The following is a 19,036-nucleotide window of genomic DNA, read 5'->3' on the forward strand; positions in this document are numbered from 1 at the left end:
AAACATATCTCCTTTGATTTATTATAATTTGGACTGCCGAATATCAAATACTACAAAATGAAATCGATTTCATTTTAAAAATCATAAAGTCCTTTTTTCAGTTATTGCATGTTGTAGTACTTTCACCTCCTTTTTGAAGGGTATCGGAGAAAGATGGAAATCAAAATCTTGTAAGCGTTAACAAAGATATTTATACACTTTATTGGAAAAAATTTCAACAGTAAATTTTATTTTTTTATATAAAATTGTAGAAAACCCTGAAATGGACTGGATTCCACGCTCATTCTGCTCCTCATTTCCCCCAGTCTGCCATCATATAATACAAAAATGACGTCTTCTGGAGGTATCCCTGGAATGAGCCATGTACTGAGCGCAATTGATGAGGAAATAAATCGGATCATGACTTCCTTGCTTCAACAGCAGCAACAAGATGGTTCCTGGCATTTTTGTTTTGAGAACGGTACGGTAATTGATGCTTATGTCATCATTCTCTTTCGGATATTGGAAGTCCCGAATGAAGCGCTGATCCGGGAGTTGCATGATCGTATCCTTAACGAACAGCAACAGGATGGATGCTGGAAATTGTACGCCGATGAAGAGGATGGAAATTTATCCGCATCGGTTGAAGCGTACTACGCCCTGCTATACTCCGGGTACAGCCAGAGTACGGACGAGCCAATCCAGCGGGCCAAACAGTATATTCAGTCCAAAGGAGGTATTGGAAAAGTTAGCAGCATTTTGACCAAATCCATACTTGCCGCTACCGGACAAATGAAATGGCCTTTATCCATCTCTATGATCCCCCTGGAGATACTGATGTTCCCTTCCTATTTTCCCATCAACTATTTTGAATTTTCCGGTTATTCCAGAGTTCACCTCACTCCCATGCTCATTATGGCCGACTTGCGCTTCGCCCTTACACCACCCCATGCGCCCGATCTATCTGATCTGACCGACTCACGAAATGTTGGAGATGAGCTAACGACTCCGGGATATCAGGAAATGCAGGACGACATTCTAAGCGGAAGCAGCCGACTGATCGGTAACCCTCGCCACATCCACGACACTGCACGAACGAAGGCGGAACAGTTCATAATAGAGCGGATTGAGTCTGATGGCACATTATACAGCTACGCCAGCAGTACAATTCTCATGATCTTTGCCCTATTGGCCCTAAAATACGATAAGCAGCATCCCCTGATTACAAAAGCCATAACCGGACTCACGGCAATGCAGTGCCGTTCTTCTGGAAGTCAAACAACGATTCAAAACTCCCCCTCTACCGTATGGGATACGGCCTTAATCACCTACGCATTGCAGGAGGCTTCTCTTACCGATGACCATAAGGCTATTCAACTCGCGGCCTCCTATTTGCTCTCCCGTCAGCAAGATAAAAGAGCCGACTGGAGCATCCATAATCCGAATACAGTCCCCGGAGGATGGGGATTTTCGCAGTCGAATACAATCAATCCAGACGTGGATGATACAACAGCAGCTTTACGGGCTATTCGAAGCTTGTCCACTACTCTTCCCAAGGTTCAGGAATCCTGGAATCGTGGACTGAATTGGATTCTGTCCATGCAAAATAAAGATGGCGGCTGGCCGGCATTCGAAAAAAACACGAACAAGGAGATGCTCACCTGGCTCGCCATCGATGGTGCCAAATCTGCGGCAACAGACCCTTCAGAGGCTGACTTGACAGGACGTACCCTCGAGTATCTCGGGAACTTTGCCGGGCTTGATACCAGGCATGAATGGATCAATCGTGGAACGAAATGGCTCATTCGAAACCAGGAAAAGGATGGCTCATGGTACGGAAGATGGGGCGTATGTTATATCTATGGTACCTGGGCAGCATTAACCGGTCTTAAGGCAGTTGGGCTACCTGCAAGCCATGATACAGTGCAAAAAGGAGCGCAGTGGCTCTTAAGCATCCAGAACTCCGACGGTGGCTGGGGAGAATCCTGTCAAAGTGACCGACTCTTGCACTATGTGCCATTAGGGGAAAGTACTCCTTCCCAGACCGCTTGGGCACTTGACGCGCTCATTGCAGTCCAACCCAAGCCTACACCTGAGATGAATCAAGGCGTTCTACGGCTTATTGCATCAATGCACGAGAACGATTGGAGAACCTCATATCCCACAGGCGCAGGTCTTCCCGGGAACTTTTATTCCCATTATCACAGCTATACATATATTTGGCCTCTTCTCACATTAAGTCACTACAGAAGCAAATATGGGGCATCTTAAAAACTTACTTTACGGGCTATTTTTTCAATATTTCAAATCCGGATCAATCAATGTTCACCTTACTTCATCAAAGTAACCTAAAAAACAGGGAACTCATAGAGCTCCCTGTTTTTGTTTGAAATAATTTATTGAATGATCAAATTAAAGCCATTTTGAATCTGATTCACATTAGGGTTGGCAATGTTGCTTGTTGTCAGATTATTGAATGTGGCAGAACCATTACCGGTATAGGTGTATATTGCTGCACCTTTATGTGGGGTTGTGAACCTAGATGTCTCAATTCCGTCCAGACCGGTACCATTAATGTTGATGTTATTAAACACAATATTCTGGAAACCGCCGCCGTATCCGAATTGAACAGCACTGCGCTGCGTATTGAGGATATCAATATTGGTAAACGTAACGTTCTTGATGGAATCGTTGGAAGCTTCAAGATCAATAGCTCCGCGTTCACCATTGTACAGATCTTTACTCGTGCCGCTGTTAATAATCGTTGTATCGGAGAACAGAATACCTGTGTTATCTTGGAAATGGTATCCAGGGAAAACAGTGTTCATCCGGATCGCCGAACCGCCAACCGTGTCAACAATCAGGTTGTTGGTTGCCTTATGTCCACTGCCACCAAAAAATGCAATGCCTGCTGCGCGCCAGTTATTCTCAATCGTGTTGAACGAGAATGTGTTGTTCACACCGGCAGGAGCACCATTCACGTTGCTAGTCCATACGGCAAGACCATCATCACCATTGTTGCGGACACTGCTGTTGCGTACAGTCGAATTGCTCGTGCCTTGGGCAAAGTTGACACCGTCAGCAAGGTTATTCCGAATACGACTGTTCTCGATCACTAGGCCATCGGCAATGATTGCAGGTGTGTGGGCGTAATCCCCTACCCAGAAACCACATTCAAAGTGCTCAACCCATACGTTGCTAACCTTTGAATTTTTACCGAAATTGTCCATAAAACCTTTGTAAACTGCATTCTCGTTATAGCGCGAACGCAGCATGGAATTCATATAAATATTGCTGAAATCCAGCTTACCCTGCACACGGAAAGAAATTCCGCCTGAGGCTGCATTAGGGTTAGTAAACTGAATGTTCGTATGCCAGATGCCTGCACCTACAATGGTGAGGTTGTTAATCATATTCGTCGGCGTACCAATTTTCCACATATTGCCTAGATGGAACGTGCCCTCAGGGATATATAGAGTCTTGCCTGTAGATACCGCGGATTGGACTGCCGCTTCGAATGCGGCAAGGTCATCTTTTCCATCATTTGCAATCGCACCAAAATCGGTTACAGAGACAGAGTTAGCCGGGCGCGGGATCACCGCTTGAACGGGTTCGATTTCGAGGAAATCCACACCGTATTCCAGGTTATCTCCATTGTTTTTCTGAATACGAATGGTATCTCCAGCTTTTAGAGGTGTATCCAGTTTCCAGTGCACTTCATCAAAACGGAACAACGGACGTCCTGCACTTGGCGTATCCCCCGGATGATCACTGGAGAAGTACTGCCAATTGTAGTAGGAGGTCAAAGGAACCGTTTTGGCCTTGGTCCCGTTAACATAAACGTCAAGTGCGCCGTTAAGACCCATGCCATCTGTGGAATCCGGCATCGTGAATCGCATGGTTACACCTGCGCCTCCCTCCCCTTGTCTAACCGTCCATTGAGCATAAGAACCGTTGGAAGGAAGTGCGATATATCGCTGGCCAGAGGCTTCCGAAGCCGTAAGAGCCTGATCAAAGGTTGGTGCGGATTTCAGTGTGGCACTGCCACCACGCGTAGCATCATCCGTATCATACCGGGTATAAGGCATGCTTGCACCACGAGCTGAATATACGTTCAAACCTGTTGTAACGACGTTATTCGTTTGTTTGACCGGAGCTTCATTGTTGTCCACTGCTACGGTAGTTGTCACATTGTAGTTACCAGTTACAGCAGTCCAGGTACCTACATTGACATTGACCGAAGCTCCAGGTGCCAATGTACCGGTATAGGAACCACTATACGTCTGAAGTGTTGCTCCGGCAGCGTTCTTGAGAACCACTGTAACTCCGTGTGCACCACCTGCGGAGGCCATGTTGCCTTGATTTTTCAGATTAACTGTAAATGTTACTGTGCTGTTTGCTGAAGGGGTTCCTGGACTCCAAGAGACCGTGCCTACCAGATCAGAACTTGTAATCGGTGCAACCACCAAAGAAGAAGCGTGTGTGTAATTATTGTTTCCCTCATTCTCTTCAATGATCTGGTTATTCTCATCCACTTTGGCACTGAGCGTATATGATGCAGCTGCTTTATTGCCAGCATTAAGCGAGACCGTAGTCGAAGCCCCTGCTTGCAAAGCAGCTACTGATGAGGAACCTGCTAGCTCGTTGTTCAGATAGAAGTTGACGTTAGAAGCTGGAGAAGCAGCGGAACCAATGTTTTTGACGATGGCATTAAGGGTGATGGCATTGTTCTCCACTGGAGACGATGGAGACCAGGACATGCCTGTAATCGTCAGATCAGGATTGGGTGCAGGTGTGCCGAATACCTGAAATTCAGCAATTTGCCCGGCAGGAGCGCCCGAGTTCGTGGTAATGTTCAGTTGCAGACGTTTAACCGTTGCTGTAACGGGAATGGTCACTGTGTTACCGGAAGCCGGGTTGAATGTATATGATTGGGCGGAAACCAGATTGCTGAAGGTGGTTGTATCCTGGTTATGTCCAAGCACTTGAATGGTCTGTGTTCGGGTGCTCCAGACCGGATCCGGGTTTAGTTTAAGTACAATGGACGTAATCTTATGATTGGAGCCGAGATCCAACGTCAGTGAGCTTGGATTGCTGCCCCCTTCCCAGTACGAATTGATATTGTTATCGTTTGCATTCGCAGCTACGAAGGATAAGGTACTGGACGATGCAGTAATCGACTTACCGATGGCGATGTTGCTTCCCTCTGTAGGGATGATTGGGGGATCCACAGGATCGGGGCCAGGTAGCGTTGGTCCCTCACTGGCTGGACCGTAAATTTCAAATGTCGACAGTTGAGCTGCCGGCCACTCGGAATTGCCCGTTACGCTTAAGCGAACGTACCTTGTCTCGACAGCAGAAAAATCGATAGTAACCGAGTTCTCCCCAACCGATGGATTAAATACATAATCCGCAGAACCTACGATATCTGTGAACGATGAACCGTTCGTGCTGCCTTGCACGGTTATCGTTTGGGTTCTCTTTTCCCACACTGTCGGAATCTTCAATACGATTTGGTCAATGTTGGTGTTGGTGCCAAGATCCACTTGAATCCATTGGGGGAACGCGCTATTCGTACTTTCCCAATAGGTTGCTTGGTTACTGTCAATCACATTGGTCGGGCTGTATGTTTGGTTGTACCCGCTCGCGGTAACCTGTTTGCCCTTTGCCAGGTCCGGTCTTTCGGCTGCTGATACAGGAGATGGAAATCCGACAGTCAGGAATACGTTCGAGATCAGCATCGTTAATACGAGTGACCACATAATGTACTTGTTGCGCAAATTCAATTCCTCCTCAGGTTATTAGCAAAATGGTTTTTCAATGAAAATGGACGGTTGATCTTCCTTATTTTTTCGCTGCGCCGATCATCACCCCCTTATCAAAGTACATGACAAAAAAATAGCAAAGGCATTCAAAAAGGATTGTGAAACCATAATATTGGGTCGCTACTTACCTTGAGGAGTTTCTTGGATAAACTGATTTGCTTTTCTGCTTGGATTTGTCATCTCTGGAATAGATTAAGTATAAACCGCTTCCAATTCTCCTTATCGGACCCCTAGAGACGGTATTCGGACTTCTGATGTTCCTTTTTGGATGTTAACGAGCAGCCTTAAGGCTTGCGAGCAGAAAATACATCGTTATCCAGACTTTCCTGTGTGTATTTCGGACTTTTGAACCAAAAGAGGGAAATATTTATATTTTTTCAAGCGATGGATTTATACTATTCCTTTCGTGTTCATTCTGGATCTAATGACCAGCATCTTTCAAACAACAAAAAGCACGCATTGATCCACTTAGGGTCAATGCGTGCTTTTTGTTAACGTCATTTAGGGGAATACCTAAGTTTGAACACACGCCTTAGTTCAGGCCAAAGCCACAAACGAGCATGAAGCCGAGAATGGACAACACCATAGAGCCCAGTAATCCTGCCAAAAAAGGTTTCTTGCCTAGACGACGGAAGGTTGCAATATCCACACCCAACCCCAATCCAGCCATCGCCATCGCCAGTAGCATATAGGACAGAACCAGAAGTCCCGAGATCATCTCTTGTGGAATAATACCCAGCGTGTTTAATCCACTCATAGCCAGAAAACCGAAAATGAACCAGGGCACTGGCAATTCTCGCCAGCGGATACCTTTAGATGATTTTTGCTCTCCACCACGCGCCTGTCGTGCACTCCACAAACCGATGATCAGCGCAATCGGCACGAGCATGGCGACTCGGGTTAACTTCACGATGACTGCCATATCCAGTGCCGCTTGCCCTCCAGGTGCAGCCCCAGCGATGACGTGTGCCACTTCATGCAGTGTAGCTCCTGTGAATAAGCCATATCCTTTCGCACTTAAACCCAATACCGGGTATAACAATGTATATGCAAGGGTGAAGATTGTTCCCAATATAGCTACCGTGGCCGCACCTACTGCCGTTTCTTCATCTTTGGCCTTGATCTGTGGCGCAATCGCGACTACTGCCGCTGCACCGCAGATTGCTGTTCCACAAGCAGTCAGCAGCCCTATTCGTTTGTCGATCTTTAACCATTTGCTCAGTCCGTAGACAACAAAAATCGTAACAACAACATTGATTGCCGCTAGCGCAACGACTTTGTAGCCTGCATGGACAATATCCAGAAGGTTCAGCTTCAAACCAAGCAGGATGATGCCAAACCGCAGTAATCGTTTTGCCGAAAAGGAGATCCCTGATTGAGCGGTCAGCGGAACGCCACGCACTGCCCGGTACAGGATACCAAGCAGAATTGCAATAACCAATTGACCCATAATATTTAAGAACGGTAGATAACCCAGCAACTTGGCAATAAACGAGAGCAGTAAAGTCAGACCGATCCCTTGCAGAAATCCCCTGTTCCTAACACCTTTTATGTTTTTAACGAATCTCAATTGTGTCTGTAAAATCATAGCTCCACACTTCCTTGTTGGATAAAGTATATCCTTACTATAGAAGTAGACAGGAAGGAAGTGAAATATGAATCTGCGATCCTAATCATTATAAAAACTTATGATTGGTTAGATTTCTTATGCTAAAATGAGCTCAATAGGCTTATAACCAAGAAAATACACTGTTCAAATGAGGAATTCTAATGATAACTGATGCGTTAAAAGTCTTCGTTACCGTTGCGGAGCAAAGCCATTTCTCCAAGGCCGCAGAACTGCTGAATCTGTCCCAACCTGGGGTGAGCCTGCATATCAAAAATCTGGAGAATGAGCTGGGAGCCAAGCTGCTGCATCGTTCTCCAAAACAAGTGTCCCTGACTGAAGCGGGGGCAATCCTCTACAGACATGCCAAAGTCATTCAGGCCCGCTACGATGAAGCTCGGCAGGAGATTCAGATGCTGCGGAATGAGGTGACCGGAAGCATTCAGATCGGAGCTAGCTTCACCATCGGTGAATACATTTTGCCTAAGAAATTGGCAGAATTCGCAGCGCAGTATCCGCAGGTCAACATTCAGGTGACGATTGGCAATACCCAAGAGATTCTGTCTGCGGTTAGGGGAAATCAACTGGATATCGGATTTGTGGAGGGTGAAGCTCAAGCCTCGATTGACCTTGACGTTATCCCTTACATAAAAGATGAGATGATCGTTGTAGCTCCTTCCGGTCATCCCCTCACCGGTTCCGTTGTGGTAGAGCAGAATATGCTTCAGGATCAGGTCTGGGTTCTTCGTGAGTTGGGTTCGGGAACACGCGCGTTTAGCGATCATTTTATGAAACAGACTGCAATCCGTCCCAAGCGGTCCTATGTTTTCACCAGCAGTCAGGGTGTAAAGGAAGCTGTTGCTGCGGGACTTGGAATTGCTATGGTATCCAGGTGGATTGTTCATAAGGAGCTGGCAACCGGGGAAGTCGAAGAACTGCGAATTAGACAGCTGCATCTGGAACGCAGCTTCTCCATCATTCGCCACAAGGAACATTCACATTCCATGGCGCTTGATGTTTTCTTGCAAAAGCTTCTTTTTGTCAAAAAAGAGGGTTGAAGGCTATTCGCCCTCAACCCTCTTTTGAAATTACACAAGCAGATACATCCTTGCTTCATAAGGACGAAGTGCGTTTTCTGAAACAACGTCCGAATAGTTACTAATTAATAATCTTTTATCCCCTGCAAATTCGCTTGGAAGCTGGAATGGAACAACTTTGCCATAGAAGTTGCACAGGACTAGCAATTTGGCATCACCAAGTGTTCGTGTGTAAGCAAAAAGGTTGGTGTCTTCCGGATACAACAGTTCATAATCCCCATAGATGATCACTTCATGCTCTTTTCGCAGCTGAATCAGTGTTTTATAGTAATGGTAAATGGAATCTGGATCATGTATAGATTCTTCCACATTAATCTCCGTGTAATTCGGATTTACCAAGATCCATGGTTTGCCTTCCGTAAAACCCGCATTTTCGGAAGCATCCCACTGCATCGGCGTACGTGCGTTATCACGGCCTTTTGCATAAATGGATTCCATCACTTCTTCCTCTGGATACCCATTCTCGACCCGTTCCTTATACAGATTCAGCAACTCAATATCACGGTATTCTTCAATGGAGTAACGTACGTTTGTCATGCCTAACTCTTCACCCTGGTACACATATGGCGTACCTTGCATGCCATGAAGAAGAGTCGCCAGCATTTTGGCAGACTGCACACGATATTCCCCGTCATTTCCCCAACGGGACACGATCCGCGGAAGGTCATGGTTGTTCCAGAATAAGCTGTTCCAGGCTTCTCCTTTCAGCTCGGTCTGCCATTTGGATAACACTTTCTTTAATTGAAGCAGATCCAGCGGCTGAAGATCCCACTTTCCTTTCCCCTCCTGCTCGTCCAGACTAATATGTTCGAATTGGAAGACCATGGATAGTTCACTGCCGTCCGGGTTGCTATAAAGCTTGGCACTCTCGGGCGTTGCTCCCCAGGTTTCTCCGACGGTTAGCAGATCACCTTTCTGGAATGTCTCTTTACTGAGTTCACGCATATATTGGTGCAGATTTGGCCCATTGCCTGTAATTTTGAGGTCAGGCTGCTTGCCAATCAGATCGATAACATCAAGACGGAAACCACCTACGCCTTTATCCATCCACCATTGAATCATATCGTATATCTCCTGCCGTACCTTGGGGTTCTCCCAGTTGAGATCCGGTTGTTTAACAGAGAAAAGATGCAGATAATACTGTCCCAGCTCGGGAACCCATTCCCAAGCCGATCCACCAAACGTTGAACCTAAATCGTTCGGCGGTGTTCCTTCCACACCATCTCTCCACACATAATAATCGTGGTACGGATTATCCTTGCTTTTCCGGGCTTCCTTAAACCAGGGGTGTTCGTCGGATGAGTGGTTAAGCACCAGATCCATGATAATTCGGATGTCCCGCTTGCCCGCCTCCTGAATCAGCAATTCCATATCTTCAAGTGAACCAAACATCGGATCGATATCCTGATAATCGGAAATGTCATACCCGTTGTCATCTTGCGGGGACTTGCACACTGGTGACAGCCAGATCGCACCGATGCCAAGATCCTTCAGATAATCGAGTCGGGATAAAATACCTTTCAGATCCCCGATTCCGTCACCATTGCTATCTTGAAAGCTGCGGGGATAAATTTGATATACGACAATTTCTTTCCACCAATTTTTATTTCCCATAACGCACCACCTTTCTCTTGAACCAGATTCTACTTATCCAATATCCGTTTCATTCACTATTATTCTTTTACCGACCCCACAACAATTCCGGTTACAAAGTATTTTTGCAGAAGCGGATAAATCAGCAGCAGCGGAATGACAGCCACTACGATTTTGGCTGCATTTAGATTTTTGTTCGAAATCTCAGTCAGATTGCTGAGCTGAGCTGAGTTTGTGCCGGATTGCAGAAGTTCAGCAATATTTACGTTAAGAGACTGTATGTAGGTCATTAACGGATAATTGCTGACTTTGGTCATATAGATCAATCCACTAAAGAAGTCATTCCACGTGCCCACGATACTGAACAGGGATACGGTCGCCAGCGCCGGAATAGACACGGGCACATACACTTTGAACAGGACCTGCAAGGCGTTTGCTCCATCGATAAAAGCCGCTTCTTCAAGCGCTTTAGGTACTGCGGCGAAGAAGTTCATCACAAGGATGACACTGAATATCGGGACAGCACCTGGCAGTACAAGCGACCAAATCGTATTGAGCATATCCAGGTTTTTGATCAACAGATAACTAGGGATCATGCCCCCACTGAACAGCATGGCAAAAATCATGACATTCATATATATATTTCTGCCCTTAAACTCCCTTTTCGATTTGGAGAGCGGGTAAGCCATCAAAACAATAAGAATCATGTTGAGGACAAGGGATAGAGCCACACGTAGAACGGATATGCCAAAGGATCGCCAGAACTGCGCATCCTCAATAATTTTCGAATAAGCGGCTGTTGTAAACTTGACGGGTAACAGACCTACGGCATTGGCCGAGACGGCCTCACTGCTGCTGAATGAAATCGCAACGATATTCCATAATGGAAGGAGGCAGATCAAAGCCAGCAATATAACGATGGCGTAGATGACAAACCGGCCCATTCGGTCTTTCAGGCTTGCGGAATAAGACACAAGTTTCGCCTCCTTAGAATATTTTTCTGTCGGTGTATTTTTTGGCCAATTCGTTGGCGGACAATAATAGAACAATACCGATCACTGACTTGAACAACCCAACAGCCGTACCAAAACTATACTGTCTGCCAACGAGACCAATCCGGTATACATAGGTATCCAGAATATCGCCCGACTCATAGACAACCGGGTTATACAGATTGTAGATTTGATCGAAGCCTGCGCTCAAAATATTGGTCAGACTCATGACCCCCATGAGCAGGATAATAGGCAGCATACCCGGCAATGTAATATGCCATACTTTTCTCCACCAGCTCGCTCCATCTATGCCTGACGCTTCATATAGGCCGGGATCAATCGAGGTAATTGCAGCCAAATAAACGATGGAACTATAACCGAATTCCTTCCATACGTCCGTCCCGATAATTAGCGGTTGGAACCAGGTATTGCTTCCGAGAAAATTAATATTTTCCAAGCCGAAAAAGGCTAAAATCTGATTTACACTTCCATCCAGGCTGAACATGTTAACGACCACGGAGGCCAGAACGACCCAAGACAAAAAGTGAGGCAGATATACAATGGTCTGCACGGATTTTTTAACGAATTTAAAACGGATTTCATTTAATAAAATGGAAAAAATGATGGCCATCAGTGTCCCGAGTAGAATCTTGGCGATGGCAATCACCAACGTATTGCTGATCACTTGGCCGATGTCCGGCAGTTTGAACATATAAATAAAATGCTTGAGTCCAACAAACTCGGAGCCAAACATACCTTTGGCTGGTACATAATCCTGAAACGCCGTAATGACACCAACCATTGGAATGTAGCTGAATACCAGCAAAAATAAAATGCCTGGCAGCATCATCATATGATACATGGCACCCGTGCCCAAGCGGTTTCTTGCTTTATATTTTTCCTGCTTCATGGATGAACCCCTTTCCTGAAGAAAGGCTGCTTAGCGCAGCCTATCAGCAGTGTTAGCTTAATTATTTTTGGGATGTGGTCTCGGCTTCGATCTCCTGGATCACTTGATCGCCGCCTTGTTTCTTCCAATTGGTGACGAATGTTTCGAAGTAATCCAGCGGTTCTGCACCCGTTATGATTTTGATGAAAGATTCCTGTTCCATTTTGGTCAGGTTAGCCCACGTCTGTTTCATGCTTGGTGTAGTTCCAGAGAACGCTGGCGTCATCCAGTTAAATTTGCCTTCTTGGGTCAACTTATCAATTAGCCCCACTCCGTTCATACGTGAGTGATATTTCGACCAAGCTGTTACATCATCCGTATCCTGGTCTTTCAAGTACGTTTGGATACTGCCAATATTGTTCTTCGATTCTGTTGTACGAACTTGATCCAAACCGATCTCGCCTTTAATTCCACGAACGACGTCGGAGTAATCATCCAGCAGTGAGGTTGCCGAGTTGACTTCGATATTAAAAGGTCTGGTTGAACCGTCTACGCCGCTTTCCAAATACTTGGCTGCCTCTGGCATGGTAGTTGCGACATCTTTGTCATTTGCCAGTTTATCGTAGAACAGATTTATAATTTTAATCGCGAGTTCCGGGTGTTCATATCCTTTTCTCACTACGATAAACTGACCGGATGGATTGGCGTGTGCCACGTTTACCTTGCCGTCTGCATCTTCCAGCGTGTAAGCCGTGAATTTCGCATGTTTATCCATCTGTTTAACACTGCTCAATCCCCAGTCTGGAATGTGCCACGGTCCAAAAGCAATTCCGCTCTGACCGTTTGTGTATAGTGCATTGATATCGTCAAATGTACGGGTTCCAAATTGCGGGTCAATGATACCTCTCTTGAACCAGTCGGCCATAATGCCCAGCATCTGCTTGGTTTCCTCTGTAGTTGAACCATAAACGATGCTGCCGTCTTCACCCTTCATCCAATATTGAGGATACGCCCCTTCGGTTGAAGCAACACCCAGCATGGTGTAGGCAGAACCATTATAGTCCGTCGTATTCAGGGTGTTCACAAAAGGAATGCCCACCGGTTTCCCGGTTTGCCCAGGATCTTTTTTCAGGAACTCTTCTGCTGTTTTCTCTACATCTTCGAGCTTGATGGCACCGTCTCCGTCAGCATCTAGTTTGATTCCCAGCACATCCAGCCAATCTTGACGAACCCAAACCATAGTTGGTGCGGAGTCCAGAGAGGTTGCTGGAAGGCCCATCAGTCGGCCATCAATCGTGGCATTGTCCAGTGCACGGCCATCGTAGGAGTCGTAAACCTGTTTGATGTTATCGGTGGCATATTGTTTGTATACTTCCGTCAGATCTTCAATCAGATCATTATCAACCAGTTCTTTAAGTTCATCCTTGGAATCGACACGCATCATATCGGGCAGTTCCCCGGAAGCGATTGCAAGAGAAACTTGACGACTGTAATCTTCACCGTTAGCCTCAAATTGGTCCTTAATTTGTGCGTTAAACGATTCTTTAACCAGACGGGTATACGCATTGTTCTCATATGTATCTCCAGCCGGTAATTTCGGGTTCGCCGTCGTAACACGCCCCATCGTTACAGTCACTTCGTCTTTATAGGCACTGAACGGATCTCCAGGTGTTACCTCATATTGGCCTGCATCCTCAGCAGTCGGTGGATTGGAGGATCCCCCACAGGCTGCAAGGACGGAAACCATCAATGCGGACATGGACAGCACAGCCAGTCGTTTCGTCAACAGTTTGCTTTTTATTGACCAATTTTTTCTCATCAAATTCAACTCCCCTTCGTTCTGATTATTTCTCTATCATGTTGTTTGCGCTTTCATTATAAAACTTGGAGAAGCTTAATCGAGATAGGGATTAAACGCTAGTTTGGATAGAGAAATGTATACAGTTTTCACTCGGATCAACGAGCAACATGGAGGTTGTGAACATTTATCTTACCTACTGACTTACATTTGTCTATCCTCATTAATAAGGGAAGGTAGCAAAGCAAGTGTGGTACAAAGAAAAACCGGCAAACTCCTCAAACAGGAGTCTACCGGCTATGAATGATTGAATTGAGTACAAAAACGTGTGGAATTCAGCGTTGTATAGGTTAGCTCTTCAGCGTTGATTCTGGGATGCAGTCACTTCAGCAGTTACTTGATCGCCGCCCTGTTCCTTCCACTCCTGTACAAATTGATCGAATGAATCGATCGGTGCAGCGCCTAAAATAATTTTCAAAAACGTATCATGTTCCAATTTGGACAGTTTAACCCACGAGCTCTCCATGGCTGGCGTGCGTTTGTAGGTAAGGCTTCGAACTTTATGAATATTCGGATCAAAGAAGTTTCTTCCACCCACGAGTAATGAATAACCACGCATAAAGTTCTCACTGTGCTGATCCCAATACGAAATGCCAAGTTGATCATAAGGCTTTAGCTTGGTTTGTTTTATCGTCGAAACTGTATTTTCCAGCAGCTTATATTCGGACTTGTCCTTGAAATCAGCTGGGGATTTGGTTCCGGCCAGAATCTCCTGCACGGCTTTGGATTCAAATCGGGCTTCATCTGCTGGAGCAAAGAAATTGCGGCTGAGCATAAAACTCGTACCATACTTGAACTCATCCCGGAGGTACAGATTGTTTATTTTAATGATCGCTTCCGGATGAGCATACCCTTTGCGAACCACCAGGAAAGAACTTGAGGGGTTATCCACCTTCACACGAAATGCTCCATTTGCATCCAGTGGGAGCGCGTAAGCCTGCCAGTTCGCCTTGGGATCATTCAGCCAAGCGCTTGGGAGCGGCCAGTAGCCTGCAAAGAAACCTTGAAAGAACATCCCCGCCTGTCCGCTAATAACAGTTTCCTCTGGCTCTTTGCGAATGCCCAGATCTGGATCAAGGAGACCTTTGGCATACATATTACGAAGCCTGACCAAAGCGTTCTTTGTCTCTGGTAGAATCGAACCGTATACAGGTTTTCCATCTTTTTCGAGCCAATATCCGGGGAAAGCTCCATAAGCCGAGAAGATCGGTGTTAGATCAAAAGCAAAAGCACTGTTGTTGAAATCGTTAAACAGACTTGTGCTTGAGGCAAGCCCGATCGTATCCCGTTTTCCGTTCCCATCCGGGTCCTGCTCCACAAAGGCCTTCGCGATCGCTTCCAATTCGTCCACCGTTTTCGGTGGTTTCAACCCAAGACGATCCAGCCAGTCCTGCCTGATCCAGAGCATGCTGAAGTCTTCCGCCGTCACAGACGGAACAGCCATCATTTTCCCTTCAAAGGTCACTTGTTCCCGTGCCAATCCATTAGTGCTGTCGATAATTTTCTTCATCTCGGGTGAAGCGCTGCTTGCGTATGCCTTGGTTAGATCTTCAATTTCTCCCGCTTTGACCATCTCATTCAACTGAACCTGATTAACGATCATCGCATCAGGCAAATCATTGCTAGCAATAGCCAGATCAATTTTCTGACCGAAATTCTCTTTGGATACCTGCCACATGACTTCGACATCAATGTTAAGGTTTTGTTTAATCGCCGTTTTCCACATGTTCTTTTCTAATGTCTCTCCTTCAGAGAGATCCGTACCAGTTGGGTCAACCACATATCCCAACCGGATGGAAACGGGATGTTCATATCTGCCAAATGGATCGGTGGAGGCTGTGTCAGGTATAGATGTTGCTGGTCCAATAGGCGATTCCCGAAAGTAAGAAATACTGAAAAATACGATACCTGCAATCAAGCTGACGACAACAACACACGCAGCCATCTTCTTGATCATTGCTTTCCCTTCTTTCACCGGATTGTCAGTCGGTTATGTGGAGCGTACACTATTTGTCCGCTCTGCCTAATTGTCGATATTCACTAGGCAGCACGCCTGTCAGTTCGCGAAAGATTCGGCTGAAATATTTCTCATCCGTATAACCCACCCGCTCTGCAATCCAGAAAATCGTGTTGTTTGTGTTCAATAAATACTCTTTCGACTTCTCCATTCGGATATATCGGGAATAATCATTAAAGGTTTTTCCCATGATGTCCTTGAAGCATTGGCTGAAATAACTTCGACTAATGTTGAGTTGCTGGGACAGCCCTGAAGCTGTAAAAGCCTGATCCAAATCATTTTGCATAATCATCACGGCTTTTTTCACACCATCTATCATTTCCTGAGAATACGAAGTCTGTTCATCCGCCTTTCGAATACTCTCAGAGGTCTGCTTGATCCACTGTTCCACTTCGTACCAGGATTGAAAAGAATGGATCATTGAGATTCTGCCCAGCGTAGTCTGGGCAAAAAGATGGTTCCACTCCATGACCAGGGAATACAGTAATCCCATCAATTGCCCTTTTTGCAGCCTTAGGGATTTAAACTCTTCAACAAGATGGTTATAAAAATTGTCGTTATGCGTCCACGGAGATAGAAACCAACTTCGCTTAATTCGATCCATGTCCTCATCCTGAGGTTCTGTTGGAGAAGTGTCTTGTTCATTCAAGGAAACGGCAATAACCGGATCTTGGGGTTCATACGCATAAAATAAGGACGTTTCTGTATAGTTTATAATCCAGTTTTGAATTTGCGACCATGTCCGTTCTTGAACATCAGACAACACCAGTAGGGCTCCTTGGGGAATTTGATCCAAGTATCCCTTCAATCTATCGAATAGCTGATCCTCTCCATCCAGGGATGCCGCCCACATCCAGCTGTTCCGTTCCACTTCAAATAGGACCTCGTCTACATTGGATTCGAGTCCAATGGGCCAATTCTGGCCGGACTTTCGGTCCAGTGAAACCAGAGCATACACTTTACGGTAATGGATATTAGTTTCACCAAGCTGCGGCAGCTTTCGTCTTGTATTCGTGAGCTCACCAATCCGGGTATGTATTCGATTCAACACATGTTCGAACTGCTCCTTCTCGAGCTGAACTTTGGCTATATAATCGATCGCTCCCAGCCTAAGTGCTTCCTGGATATAATCAAAATCCTGATGAAGAGTAAGCACGACAATATGAAGTTCCGGGTAGAGCTGCCTTGCAGCGCGCATAAGTTCAATGCCAGACATCACCGGCATCGCCAGATCCGTTAACATCAGATCTACCGAGTTGGATTCCAGAAAATCCAATGCCTTAGCCCCGTTACTTGCTTCTCCAACTACCTCCATGCCGAACTCGTTCCACGGCATCGCGGAGCTTATTCCTTTTCGTACCAATTTATCGTCATCCACAATCAATACCTTAATCATGCCGAGATATCTTCTCCTTTGATCGGAAGTATAAGCAATATGCTTGTCCCTGTTCCCAATTCACTCTCAATCACCAGTTGAGCTTGATCACCGTATTGTGCTTTTAACATGCGGTGAACGTAATTGAGCCCAATGCCCATCCCTACTTTTTGATGTTCAGCTACACGGTTGTTCAGAAGTCTTTCAATCGCTTCCTCCGTCATGCCTGCTCCGTTATCCTGAATCATAATGTTTAGCGTTTCTTTGCGTGTGACTTCAATTTGAATAAAACCTTCGTCGCTCAGTCCGTGATAAAGTGAATTTTCAACCAACGGCTGTAGTATAAAACGAGGTACAGGTATTTGAAGCACTTGCTCATCAGCGGAAATACGCACATCAAATTCAAAATCATAGCGGATTTGCTGCAGGGTCAAGTACTGTCTAAGCGCATCAATCTCTTCTTCCATTGTGGAAACCTGTCCCAATTTACCTAAATTGTAATACAACAGCTTATTCAGGGACTGCACCAGCTTGTCGATCTCCCCTTGTCCATTCATTACCGCCAGCCAGTGGACCGTATCCAGCGTATTCATCAAAAAATGAGGATTGATCTGGTACAGCAGCTTTTCCACTTCAAGATCTGCACGAATTTTCTCTTTCTGCTGCACCTCTTTAAAGAGGTCACCGATTTGATGCTGCATATTCGAGAATTCGCCTAACAGAAAATCAAATTCGGGAATTTGCGTACGGGTCTGACTGCCTGCCGTTTGTGGATTTTGAGACATGCCGTTGATTTGCGAATGGAACAGACCAAGGGGTTTATAAACCATTTTCCACAGCAACCAAGCCAGAAATACCGTAAAGCCAAGGAAAAATAAAGCGACCAGTAATATTTGAAGCAACCATTGGTTTTTCTCCTGTTGATACTTGGCCTGCGAGATCACCGACACAACGCTCCAGTTCTGAGTGGAGTCCTGTCTGAACCAATGATGACCGCGAGCTATTCCGTCCGATGCTGTACCATTCGATAAGCTGGAAAAATTCTCACCGACTTTCATCGCTTCGGGAATCTCACTATACACAATGTTTCCCTCTCCATCGAGGATCAGATGGGATAAATCCCCCTTGTACTGATTGTAACCCAATATATCCTGCGCAAGGTGAAAACCGGATTCAACGTAAATATAAGCATCGTCCCTCTGGGGTAATTTTACCTTCCGCATGGCGGATAAGACGAGTTGATCATCAAACCGGTTCATACTGACATGAGGACCATAGTAGGTGATTCCATATGCTTTGGAGAGCACAGGCAAAGATTCGGGTGAAAAACGGTCCTTTATGGGAAAGTTTCCGAACTGTGTGGAGCCATCCTTCTGAAAATAATACAATGTCAAACCTATATTCGGGTTGGTAAACGTTACGACATTTAATTCGCTCTTTAATTCATCCCGCGTTTCAATCAATTCAAATATATTGGAGGATGGTTTCAACACCTCATCCAACTTTTTACCTAATGTACCACTGTAAGACAATTGCTGAGTAACATGATTCAGGTTGGTGATCGAATTCTCCAGTGAGGAAGTCACCTGCTGTAAATTGCTCCGAATGCCATCATCGATCTTGTTCGCAAAAATGGAATCAATGGTGTAGTAGGAAATTGCAAATATACTAATGAAGGGAATAAACGCACTGAGAAAAAACAGCAAAAAGATCCTTTTTTTAAGTGTCATTCCAACCTATTCTCCTTAACTTCATCCATTCTATGTTGAATGCATAACTCCATAATTATAGATTGATAATTCTAT

At 45.5% G+C, this 19,036-nt stretch carries 11 protein-coding genes; 2 read left to right on the top strand and 9 right to left on the bottom strand.

Going from position 1 to position 19,036, the window contains the following annotated elements; genetic code table 11:
* The first annotated feature begins 354 nt into the window (after positions 1-354).
* On the top strand, positions 355-2,250 hold the full coding sequence (shc, locus tag gpAD87_RS11960) for a squalene--hopene cyclase (RefSeq protein WP_064638580.1): 1,896 nt from the start codon (positions 355-357) through the stop codon (positions 2,248-2,250).
* Between the two features lie 125 nt (positions 2,251-2,375).
* On the opposite strand, the gene gpAD87_RS11965 is transcribed toward shc, so the two are convergent.
* Both gpAD87_RS11965 and gpAD87_RS11970 read right to left on the bottom strand, forming a co-directional pair.
* Positions 2,376-5,720 (bottom strand): discoidin domain-containing protein, encoded by a 3,345-nt coding sequence (locus tag gpAD87_RS11965; RefSeq protein ID WP_442950735.1) that lies wholly within the window; start codon positions 5,718-5,720, stop codon positions 2,376-2,378.
* A 616-nt stretch (positions 5,721-6,336) separates the two neighbouring features.
* Positions 6,337-7,392 carry a YeiH family protein gene (locus tag gpAD87_RS11970; protein ID WP_064638584.1) on the bottom strand — a complete coding sequence of 352 codons (1,056 nt, stop codon included), beginning with the start codon at positions 7,390-7,392 and terminating at the stop codon, positions 6,337-6,339.
* A 182-nt stretch (positions 7,393-7,574) separates the two neighbouring features.
* Here gpAD87_RS11970 and gpAD87_RS11975 point away from each other — a divergent pair, with 182 nt between their 5' ends.
* Positions 7,575-8,468 carry a LysR substrate-binding domain-containing protein gene (locus tag gpAD87_RS11975; RefSeq protein ID WP_064638585.1) on the top strand — a complete coding sequence of 298 codons (894 nt, stop codon included), beginning with the start codon at positions 7,575-7,577 and terminating at the stop codon, positions 8,466-8,468.
* A gap of 30 nt (positions 8,469-8,498) precedes the next feature.
* Here gpAD87_RS11975 and gpAD87_RS11980 read toward each other — a convergent pair whose 3' ends face one another.
* The 7 genes from gpAD87_RS11980 to gpAD87_RS12010 all read right to left on the bottom strand — a co-directional run bounded on the left by gpAD87_RS11980 (position 8,499) and on the right by gpAD87_RS12010 (position 18,961).
* Positions 8,499-10,121 (bottom strand): glycoside hydrolase family 13 protein, encoded by a 1,623-nt coding sequence (locus tag gpAD87_RS11980; protein WP_064638587.1) that lies wholly within the window; start codon positions 10,119-10,121, stop codon positions 8,499-8,501.
* Between the two features lie 59 nt (positions 10,122-10,180).
* Positions 10,181-11,074 (bottom strand): carbohydrate ABC transporter permease, encoded by an 894-nt coding sequence (locus tag gpAD87_RS11985; RefSeq protein ID WP_082935096.1) that lies wholly within the window; start codon positions 11,072-11,074, stop codon positions 10,181-10,183.
* 13 nt (positions 11,075-11,087) lie between these two features.
* Positions 11,088-12,002, bottom strand: coding sequence for an ABC transporter permease (locus gpAD87_RS11990; RefSeq protein WP_063565144.1), 915 nt, complete (start codon positions 12,000-12,002; stop codon positions 11,088-11,090).
* 61 nt (positions 12,003-12,063) lie between these two features.
* Positions 12,064-13,800, bottom strand: a complete 1,737-nt coding sequence (locus tag gpAD87_RS11995; RefSeq protein ID WP_064638589.1) for an extracellular solute-binding protein — start codon at positions 13,798-13,800, stop codon at positions 12,064-12,066.
* Between the two features lie 337 nt (positions 13,801-14,137).
* Positions 14,138-15,796, bottom strand: coding sequence for an extracellular solute-binding protein (locus gpAD87_RS12000; RefSeq protein ID WP_231952522.1), 1,659 nt, complete (start codon positions 15,794-15,796; stop codon positions 14,138-14,140).
* A 49-nt stretch (positions 15,797-15,845) separates the two neighbouring features.
* Positions 15,846-17,252, bottom strand: a complete 1,407-nt coding sequence (locus gpAD87_RS12005; protein WP_064638590.1) for a response regulator transcription factor — start codon at positions 17,250-17,252, stop codon at positions 15,846-15,848.
* Positions 17,249-18,961 (bottom strand): sensor histidine kinase, encoded by a 1,713-nt coding sequence (locus gpAD87_RS12010; protein WP_063565147.1) that lies wholly within the window; start codon positions 18,959-18,961, stop codon positions 17,249-17,251. The genes gpAD87_RS12005 and gpAD87_RS12010 overlap by 4 nt, the downstream gene beginning before the upstream one ends.
* Positions 18,962-19,036: the final 75 nt, after the last annotated feature.

This window comes from Paenibacillus sp. AD87 (assembly GCF_001659845.1).
GTDB lineage: Bacteria > Bacillota > Bacilli > Paenibacillales > Paenibacillaceae > Paenibacillus > Paenibacillus marchantiae.

Bases quoted from the DNA above. Each gene is read 5' to 3' on its own strand.
- shc (WP_064638580.1), top strand. From the start codon at position 355: ATGAGCCATGTACTGAGCGCAATTGATGAGGAAATAAATCGGATCATG.
- gpAD87_RS11965 (WP_442950735.1), bottom strand. From the start codon at position 5,720: ATGCTGATCTCGAACGTATTCCTGACTGTCGGATTTCCATCTCCTGTA.
- gpAD87_RS11970 (WP_064638584.1), bottom strand. From the start codon at position 7,392: ATGATTTTACAGACACAATTGAGATTCGTTAAAAACATAAAAGGTGTT.
- gpAD87_RS11975 (WP_064638585.1), top strand. From the start codon at position 7,575: ATGATAACTGATGCGTTAAAAGTCTTCGTTACCGTTGCGGAGCAAAGC.
- gpAD87_RS11980 (WP_064638587.1), bottom strand. From the start codon at position 10,121: ATGGGAAATAAAAATTGGTGGAAAGAAATTGTCGTATATCAAATTTAT.
- gpAD87_RS11990 (WP_063565144.1), bottom strand. From the start codon at position 12,002: ATGAAGCAGGAAAAATATAAAGCAAGAAACCGCTTGGGCACGGGTGCC.
- gpAD87_RS11995 (WP_064638589.1), bottom strand. From the start codon at position 13,800: ATGAGAAAAAATTGGTCAATAAAAAGCAAACTGTTGACGAAACGACTG.
- gpAD87_RS12000 (WP_231952522.1), bottom strand. From the start codon at position 15,796: ATGATCAAGAAGATGGCTGCGTGTGTTGTTGTCGTCAGCTTGATTGCA.
- gpAD87_RS12005 (WP_064638590.1), bottom strand. From the start codon at position 17,252: ATGATTAAGGTATTGATTGTGGATGACGATAAATTGGTACGAAAAGGA.
- gpAD87_RS12010 (WP_063565147.1), bottom strand. From the start codon at position 18,961: ATGACACTTAAAAAAAGGATCTTTTTGCTGTTTTTTCTCAGTGCGTTT.